Genomic DNA, 8,809 nt, shown 5'->3' on the forward strand with positions numbered 1-8,809 from the left:
GCGCGCACTGATCCTCGAAAAACCGCCCGCGGTGCCGAGACTTGCATATGAGCAGCATTAGCCAGGTGCTACAGTGGTGTGACGCCGGACAACTTTTCATGCGCCATGAAATCCACCCTGCTCCGCTCACCGGTTGCCTGCACCGCGCTGATGCTGTGCGCCGCCAGCAGCCACGCCCAGCTCAGTATGCAGGGCGGCATCGCCGCCGCCATCCGCGGTTCCACCCATACCGACCCGGCCGGGCGTGGCAAGTTGGAAATGACGCCGACCAACATGTCGCCCATGTTCATCAGCTTCCGTGGCCAGGAAGCGCTGGGCGACGGCATGCAGGTGCGCTTCCGGCTGGACACCGGCTTCTTTCCCGACACGGGCGCCGTGCGCCATGGCGGCCTGTTCGGGCGCGAAGCCTCGCTGGGCCTCGATGGCCACTGGGGAAAAATCGATGCGGGACGGCTGCAAATCATCGGCGGCGCCGTGGAAACGCTGGTGCGCGTCGATCCGCTGAAAGGCGCGGGCCAGGTGGAAACCGTCTGGCCCGGCATCTGGACCGGCGCCCGCTTCGACAATGCCGTGCGCTACCGCTATGAAACCGGTCCCTGGTTTGCGGGGGCCATGGTGTCGATGGGCGAGCGCGCCGGCAACCGGGGAGATTTGACGGCTGTGACGGCCGGCTACATGGACGCGCCGCGCGTGGCGATGGCTGCCTGCCAGGTGGCCCACGACGGCAATGGCTTGCGGGCCAGCGCCTGCACGGCCGGTATCGCCTGGCAGGCGCCGGACTTCGCACCGGACGGCACGCTGCTCCACGCGGCTGTGCTGGCGGCCCGGCGCGACAAGGGTTTCGTGGCCGGCACGGCCGGCCAGGCGCTGTTCAACATGGATTTCAGCTTTGCCGGCATCCCCGCCCCCGCCAACCACGAAGTCCGCTTCGCGCTGCTGGGACTGACCTTGCCGCTGGCCGCGATCTCGCCGCTATGGCGGCTGCGCAGCGCCGTGTTTTATGCGCGCAGCCCCGACGCCACGCTGTTTTCCGCGCGCGAGGGCGGCACGCAGCGCGCCGCCTACGCGGTGCTGTCGTACGACCTGTCGCGCCGCACCGCACTGATCTTCAGCATCGACTGGAACCACTGGACCGGCGGCTGGCGCGGCTACTGGGGTTCCAGCGCAGTATCGCAGGCCGCCTACGCGCCCGACGGCGCCGATACGCGGCGCACGGCCGCCATCGGCATGCAGCACAGTTTTTGACGGCCATGCACGGCCGCCGGTACGGCTTCCCGTAACGCGATTATTTCGCCGTTGCCTTTGTGCCGGCGACAGCTTTTTCTTCGGCAGCCGCCTTCGCGGCCTTCGCCGCCTTCTCGACCTTGAGCCGCTCGTCCGTCATCAATTTGGCTTTCGCGTAATTGCTGCCCGACGTGACGCCGCACCCGGTCTTGCTGCACGCGAGCCGTGTCAGCAATTCGCCGTCGATCCAGTAGGCTTCGCCAAACTGCCCCTTGCCGGGTCTGACTTCGGAAAACGGCTTGGCGTTGAATTCGTTGCGCAACTGGTCGTACGTTACGCCCGGCGCGTAACTGGCGGTGATTTCGCCGACACGCACGGCCGGCGCGTAGAACTTCACGGCCAGGCTTTCCGGTGCAATGGTGTTGAGCACGATGTACGCCTTGCCGGACGACTGCCACGTGCACACCAGCGCATCGACTTCACTGCGCGGTTCATACGGCAAGGTCTGCTTGCGCGCATCCGCACACTTCATGTTGGAAATGCTGATGACCTTGTACTTGTTGTCGCCGACGCGGATGCCCTGGATGGCATGGGGGCTATCGGCGGCATACAGGGCGGGTGCGGCCAGCATGGCGGCCAGCAAAACTGGGGCGGATTTCTTCGGCATCGTGGGCAATGAAAACAGGTGCGGGACGGCCTCAATATATCGGCAACCACAGCCGTGGTCAAAGTGCCAGCGTGGTCCTTGCCAATGTGGCAGCACACGGCCTGCCGACTGTTGTTTTTTCCTGCGTGCGCAACAATGTGAAACGCGGCGCCGGCCGAAACACGCTAGATTAGCGCGTTGAATTGTGACGGAGCGACCAATGCGGCGACAACTTTGCGTGGGTGGATGGGCCTTGTTTCAATTGCTGGGCAGCGCCCAGGCGCAGACACCGGCGCAAAACACGTCTGTAACGGTTTATGGCAGCCTCGACGCCGGCCCCACCCACGTTTCGAATGTGCGGGGCCATGCCGTGACCCTGGTCGATGACGGGATCTACCAGGCGGACCGTTTCGGCATGCGCGCCAGCGAAGACCTGGGCGGCGGCATGCAAGCCATCGTCCAGCTGGAAGGCGGCTTTGGCACCAGTACCGGCGTGCAACCGCGCAGCGGCGTACTGTTCAACCGCCTCGCGTTTGTGGGCTTGTCGGGCAGCCTTGGGACGGTAGCGCTGGGCCACCACAGCAACATGATGTTCGACGCCGTGGGCAAGCTGAGCAACGGCGTCCTGTTTGCCAGTTTCAATGCATTCCACCCTGGGAACTTCGATGAAACCGCCAACGTCGGCGGCCTCGACAATGGTATCAAATATACCAGTCCCGATTTCAATGGCCTGAAGCTGGGCGCCGGCTACGCGCTGGGCGAACAACCGGGCGACGCCAGCCGCAACCGCGCATGGGGTGTCAACGCCAGTTATGCCAACGGCCCGATCCGGCTCGGCGCCGGATGGACCAGCGCCAACAACAAGGTGCTGAACCTCGGGCAGTCGCTGGGCATCCGCACGCTGCTGGGGCAGACCCTGATCGCCGGCACGGCGTCCGTCCCCGTTTTCACACCGCTGCAGGCAAACAACGTGCGCAATACGGGCCTGGGCGCCAGCTATGCGCTGGACGGGGTACTGGTGCACGGCGCCTGGCTGCGCTCGCGCATCCAGACGGCGGCCGGCGAAGTGGCGATGTCGACGCCGGAACTGGGCGTCAATGTGCGCGTGGGCGCGGCGGCGTCGCTGAACACATCGCTGGCATCGTCGCACATGGCCGGCATGCGCTGGCGGCAGGCCGGCCTTAATTATGTGTATTCGCTTTCGCGGCGCACGGAAATCTATGCGATGGCGATAATGCAGCAAGCCCATGGCAACGGCGCGGTGGCCGCCATCAATGGCCTTGGCTATGCATCGGGACAGCGCCAGCACGCGCTGCGGCTGGGTGTGCACCACCTGTTCTGACCACAACAATTCAAGACAAATCATTCGAATGCGCGAGGATCGATCGTGAACGTTTTTCAGCAATTGTCCATCCAGAAGAAACTCATGCTGAGCATGGCCGCGTGCCTGGTGTTTACCCTGCTGGTCGCCTGCGGCCTCAGTACCTGGGTCACGGCCGGCGGCATTGCCGACCGCGTGGTGCAGCAGGAATTGCCTGCCGTGGTGGGGGAAATCCGCAACGACCTGCTGCGTGAAATCGCGCAGCCGCTGGCGTCCGCCCAGGATATCGCCGGCAACGATTACGTGCTGGCGTGGGAAAAGGCGGACTTGCCGGACACCGGGCTCGAAGCCTGGCAACAATATGCCGGGTCAATGAAAGCGCGCCTGAAAGCCAACAAGATCTTCTGGGTCTCCGGCGCCACCGGCAAGTATTTTACGGAAACAGGCCTGTCACGCACGCTGGACCGCAGCGCCCCGGAGGCCGGCTGGTTCAACGACTTCCTGAAGGAAGGCAAGCCCTACACCTTGCGTATCGACCGCGACGTCACCGACGGCAGTTACAAATTGTTCATCAACGTGCGCTTCGATGGCGGCGGCGGCAAGCAGGGCATCGCCGGCCTGGCGTTATCGGTCGATGCGCTGGCCGAACGCATCAACAGCTATAAAATCGGCCCGTCCGGCTATGTCTACCTGGCCCGTCCCGACGGCACCCTGCTGGCGCACCGCCAGAAAGACCTGGTCGACGGCAAACATGGCTTGACCGACCTGCCCGGCTTTACCAGGGAAACCAGCGCCTCCCTGCTGAAAGGCGGCAAGTACAGCAGTACCACATACAAAGGAGCGAACGGTACGCAAATCGTGGCGGCGTCATTTGTGCCGGAGCTGGATTTGTACGTGGTGGCCGAGGTGCCGGAATCGGAAGCCGTCGGCGCGCTGATCCGCCGCTCCGCCCTGGCCGCCGTGGCGGCCGGCATTGCAGGCGTCGCCATCGGCCTGCTGGTGGTGTATGCCGTCAGCCGCGCGATTGCCGCGCCCGTGGCCCGCGCCGCCGCCATGCTGGGGGAAATCGCCGACGGCAACGGCGACCTGACGCGCCGCATGAAAGTCGAATCCAACGATGAAATCGGCGCGCTGGCCGCCGCCTTCAACCGCTTTGCCGCGTCGCTGAACCAGACCATCGGCAAGATCCGCATCGGCGCCGACACCATTGCCCACGCCAGCAGTGAAATCGCGTCCGGCAACATGGATTTGTCGGCCCGCACGGAATCGCAGGCGGGCAGCCTGGAAGAAACCGCATCCACCATGGAAGAATTGACCGCCACCGTGCGCCAGAACGCGGACAATGCGCGCCAGGCCAACCAGCTGGTGACGGCGGCATCCGACTATGCGACGCAGGGCGGCAACGTGGTGGGTGAAGTGGTGCAGACCATGGCCGCCATCCAGGACAGCTCGGGCAAAATTGTCGACATCATTTCCGTCATCGACGGCATCGCGTTCCAGACCAATATCCTGGCGCTGAACGCGGCCGTGGAAGCGGCCCGCGCGGGCGAACAGGGGCGCGGCTTTGCCGTGGTGGCGTCGGAAGTGCGCACCCTGGCGCAACGCTCGGCGGCAGCCGCGAAGGAAATCAAGGAATTGATCAATGATTCCGTCGCCAAGGTCGATGCCGGCGGCAGGCTGGTCGACAGCGCCGGCGAGACCATGCAGCACATCGTCACGTCCGTGCGCCGCGTGGCCGATATCATGGGTGAGATTAGTGAGGCCAGCCGCGAACAAAGCGAGGGCATCGGCCAAATCAACGACGCCATCACGCAGATGGACGACGCCACGCAGCAAAACGCGGCGCTGGTCGAACAAGCCGCTGCCGCAGCCCAGTCGCTGCAAGACCAGGCGGCCAGCCTGGCCGAAGCCGTGGCGGCATTCAAGCTCGATATGACACAAGTCGATGCACAGCCCGCCGCACAACTGAAAGCGCCACGCGCCGTCACCGCCCTGCCCCGTCCCGCAGCAAAGCCCGCGGCAAAAGCGCCGGCCGCCGCGCCCGGCACGGCGAAGCCCGCCAAGGCCGCCAGGGCTGCCGGCGCGCCCGAAGACGAATGGGAAGAGTTTTAAGCCACGCGGCAGTTGTGCCGATTTGGTGGCGCACACTGTGCAAATCCATCAAGACCGCCTGTTCAAAGCTGCATAAGCTCTCCGGTTCCAACACAACAACAACCGGAGACACCCATGACATTCGCACTGCAAGGCCGCCGCGCCGCGGCCGGCCTCACCCTGCTGCTGGCCAGCCTGTTCGCGCACGCGGGCATGCCATACCAGGACCACGTCTTTGAATACAAGCAGCCGAACGGCGAAAAGCTGCGCGTGCACCTGGACGGCAATGACTACTACGCCGAACAGCGCACCGACGACGGTTCGCTGGTGGTCTACGACGCAAAAAAGAAGGGCCTGTGCTACGCGGAAGTAAACGCGGCAGGCGACGACCTGGTGTCGACGGGCGTGCTGGCCACCAACGCGAAATTACGCAGCTTCGCCACCGCCAATAAACAGCAGCAAGGCCTGGGCACCGAGGCGCGCGCACGCAAGGCGAAAGAGAAATACCAGCAAATGCATGGCAAGGCGCCGGAACCGCCCGCTGTGACGACGTCGAAGCTGGCTGCCGCGCCGGCGCTGGCCGCCGTTTCCGGCACGGTCAAAGGCTTGACCGTGATTATCGACTTCCCCGACCTGGCTGGCACCATCACGCAGGCGCAAGTCAATTCCTTCCTCAACGACGTACCGTACACCGGCTTCGGCAACGCGCAATCGGTGCGCGGCTACTTCCAGACCGTGTCCGGCAACAAGCTCGATTACACCAATACCGTCACCCGCTACTACCGCGCGAAATACAACAAATCGTATTACGCCGACAGCAGCCTCAGTTCGTCCGTACGGTCGCAGGAATTGATTTCCGAAGCGCTGAACTGGCTGAAAACCACGCAGGGCTTCGACTTTTCCACGTTGTCCGTGGACGCCAATAACCGCATCCGCGGCCTGAACTTCTTTTATGCCGGGGAATCGGACAGCGCGTGGTCGAAGGGTCTGTGGCCGCACATGGGCTGGCTCAGCAACCAGTTCTGCTCCAACAATGTGTGCACGGGCAGCTACCAGATCACCAACATGGGCAACAGCATGGCGATCGGCACCTTCTCGCACGAGTCCGGCCACCTGATCATGGGCTGGCCCGACCTGTATGACTACGATGGCTCGTCCGAGGGCTCCGTCGCCAGCTATTGCCTGATGGGCTTTGGCGGCATCGGCGCGCAAAGCAAGTTCCGTCCGACGCCGCCGGTCGGCTTCTTCCGCTACCTGGTCGGCTGGGATACCGTCACTGAACTCAATCCCGCCATCAATGCTTCCGCACCGAAGGGCCGCCTGAGCCACACATCCGGTTCGCACGCGCTGTACCGCTGGTCCAATCCCGCCAACCAGCAGGAAGCGTTCTACCTGGAAGCCATCCACCAGAGCGGCCAGAACCTGTACCAGCCGGGCCAGGGCCTGGCCGTGTGGCACGTGGATCCGGCCGGCGACAATTCCAACGAATGGCACCCGTACGTCCAGATGGAACATGCGGACGGCCGGCGCGATCCGGAAAACCGGGTCAACCGCAGCGACGCCACCGACCTGTACGACGGCGTCGCCACGCGCGCCTTCACCGATACCCTGCCGAATGCGCTGACCAGCAAAGGCACCAATTCGAAATGGTGGAACGGCTACGCGTCGGGCCTGTCGGTGACCAATATCAGTCCGGCCGCGCAAACCATTTCGTTTGACGTGGGCGCCACCGGGGATGTGTACACCGGTTACCTGGCCAGCGGCGCGTCCGTGATCCAGCCGTCGCCGTACTTCCTGTATGCGGGCGGCACCCTGCGCATCAACCTGACCGGCCCGTCGAATGCAGACTTTGAACTGAAGCTGGAAAAATGGAATGGCAGCGCATGGCAGCAAGTCGCGTCATCGACCACGCCGACGTCGACCGAGTCGATCACGTATACGGCGGCCAACGCGTATTACCGCATCACCGTGTACTCGTACAGCGGCGCCGGCAACTACACGCTGACCGTGCAGAAATAAGCTTAACCCGCCGCTGCCGCCACTTCCGGCGGCAGCACGATGCCATTGGCGGCGGCGTAACTGGCCGCCGCTTTCAATGCCTGCTGCAAACCGCGGACATGTTCCGGCAATGCCTTGGACAGGTAGGCCGCGCGAATCACGACGGGACCTTTCAACATGTCGATTTTCCTGCGGTTGGCCGACAGGCTTTTCGAAATTTCCGCACTGGTGGCAATCCCCTGCGCCAGCGCAAACACATCCTGGCCAAACCGTGTGCGGGCGTCGGCGGCGAGCGGCTGCGCGCCGCCAAGTCGCCGGATCAACAACTGGGCGGCGTCGGCCTGGCGCTTCAAAGCTTCTTCCAGTTCCGCACGTGTAGCGAGTTGTTGCAGGCCACGCCCGGCAGCCCCGACGGCTTCCGCTTCCGGTTGCAATCCCGCAGCCGCCAGCAAACCGGATTCGGCCGCCATGGTCTGCTGGGCGGCATCGACATACTGGTCGGCGGCGGCCGCCGGATCGACCAGCGTATCGGTCAGGGCTTGATACTGGGCGCCGGCATTACCCACCGGCAGTTGTGCTTGGGCTGCGCCCATCGCCGCCAGGCCGGCGGCAACGGTGGCAAGGGTGGCGATGGCGGCAAGTTGCTTTTGCATGGAAATCCTCGTGAATTGCGGTGGCGGATTGTAGCAAGGCAACTTGGCCAGAAAAGTAACACATTCTCACACTGTGCGCATCGAAGCGGCCGCACCCGCCACCGGCAGCGACTTTTTCACGCCGATATATTGCAGCCACGCGAAGCCCAACGTCGCGATGGCTTGCACCACCACGTAAGCTTCGCCCAGGGCGGAAGGCGCCACCATGCCCAGCACGAGAATATCGATGCTGGCCAGCGCCCACAGCACATTGCCCACCACGACGAACAGCGCCAGCGGACGCCACAACGTGCGGCTGGCCGCCAGCCCTGCCAGCATCAGCACGTACACCACCATGAACAGGCCCGTGCCTTGCAGCAGCGCTTCCGGCAAGTTCAACAATCCAGTGACCGCTTGCGGGCGGGCCAGGTGCAAGGCGCCGATGGCCCCGCTGGCGACGGCGTCGGCGATGAAGGCGTTTTTCAGGAAACGGGAAGTCTGGATCGAGTTCATGGCGTGCTCCTTTGAAGTAAGTGTTGCGTTGAAGTGGATCCAGTGTCGCGCCGCCACGCCGCACGGCCAATTACGTCCCAGGTAATCACGATCCCCATCACGCTCATCGCGCCTGCTACTCCCCCGAGATATTAATTCCGCGTATATAGCATATTGCAAATGGAAATTTGCATTGCAGCGTAATTTCCCGCATGATTGCACTTGTCTCCTCCAACTCTTCAAAAGAATTGGATTTTGCCCGCCTCCCAGCGGGCATTTTTTTGGTTCTTCACGGATTGCCGGGAAACGCTGCTTTGATCTTCAGGAAGAAGAATTCCGAGTCGCGATAGCCATAGGCCATCCGTTTCATTACCTTTATCTTGTTGTTGATGCCCTCGAGCTGGC

8 protein-coding genes are annotated in these 8,809 nt (G+C 63.5%); 4 read left to right on the forward strand and 4 right to left on the reverse strand.

Annotated elements, in window-relative coordinates; genetic code table 11:
- Positions 1-105: 105 nt before the first annotated feature.
- A complete protein-coding gene (locus GJ700_RS31240) occupies positions 106-1,245 on the forward strand; it encodes a porin (protein WP_154381455.1) in 1,140 nt (379 codons plus the stop codon).
- A gap of 40 nt (positions 1,246-1,285) precedes the next feature.
- Here GJ700_RS31240 and GJ700_RS31245 read toward each other — a convergent pair whose 3' ends face one another.
- Positions 1,286-1,891, reverse strand: coding sequence for a hypothetical protein (locus GJ700_RS31245; protein ID WP_154381457.1), 606 nt, complete (start codon positions 1,889-1,891; stop codon positions 1,286-1,288).
- Between the two features lie 199 nt (positions 1,892-2,090).
- On the opposite strand from GJ700_RS31245, the gene GJ700_RS31250 reads away from it, so the two are divergent.
- From GJ700_RS31250 to GJ700_RS31260, 3 genes are all read left to right on the forward strand, one after another.
- Positions 2,091-3,212: a porin gene (locus tag GJ700_RS31250; protein ID WP_154381459.1), complete on the forward strand. Its 1,122-nt coding sequence runs from the start codon at positions 2,091-2,093 to the stop codon at positions 3,210-3,212.
- Positions 3,213-3,296: 84 nt separating this feature from the next.
- Positions 3,297-5,303, forward strand: coding sequence for a methyl-accepting chemotaxis protein (locus GJ700_RS31255; RefSeq protein ID WP_154381486.1), 2,007 nt, complete (start codon positions 3,297-3,299; stop codon positions 5,301-5,303).
- 114 nt (positions 5,304-5,417) lie between these two features.
- Complete coding sequence (locus GJ700_RS31260) at positions 5,418-7,301, forward strand: M6 family metalloprotease domain-containing protein (protein ID WP_154381461.1); 1,884 nt, start codon at positions 5,418-5,420, stop codon at positions 7,299-7,301.
- A gap of 2 nt (positions 7,302-7,303) precedes the next feature.
- Here the strand turns inward: GJ700_RS31260 and GJ700_RS31265 are convergent, their stop codons facing one another.
- The 3 genes from GJ700_RS31265 to GJ700_RS31275 form a co-directional block, all read right to left on the reverse strand.
- The gene (locus tag GJ700_RS31265) at positions 7,304-7,933 is read right to left on the reverse strand and encodes a hypothetical protein (protein ID WP_154381463.1); all 630 of its coding nucleotides are present in this window, start codon (positions 7,931-7,933) and stop codon (positions 7,304-7,306) included.
- Positions 7,934-7,999: 66 nt separating this feature from the next.
- On the reverse strand, positions 8,000-8,425 hold the full coding sequence (locus GJ700_RS31270) for a hypothetical protein (RefSeq protein WP_154381465.1): 426 nt from the start codon (positions 8,423-8,425) through the stop codon (positions 8,000-8,002).
- Between the two features lie 268 nt (positions 8,426-8,693).
- Positions 8,694-8,809: transposase (locus GJ700_RS31275; protein WP_154376719.1), on the reverse strand; the 116-nt coding region annotated here is incomplete at its 5' end.

The organism is Pseudoduganella rivuli (genome assembly GCF_009674485.1).
Classification (GTDB): Bacteria; Pseudomonadota; Gammaproteobacteria; order Burkholderiales; family Burkholderiaceae_D; genus Rugamonas; species Rugamonas rivuli_B.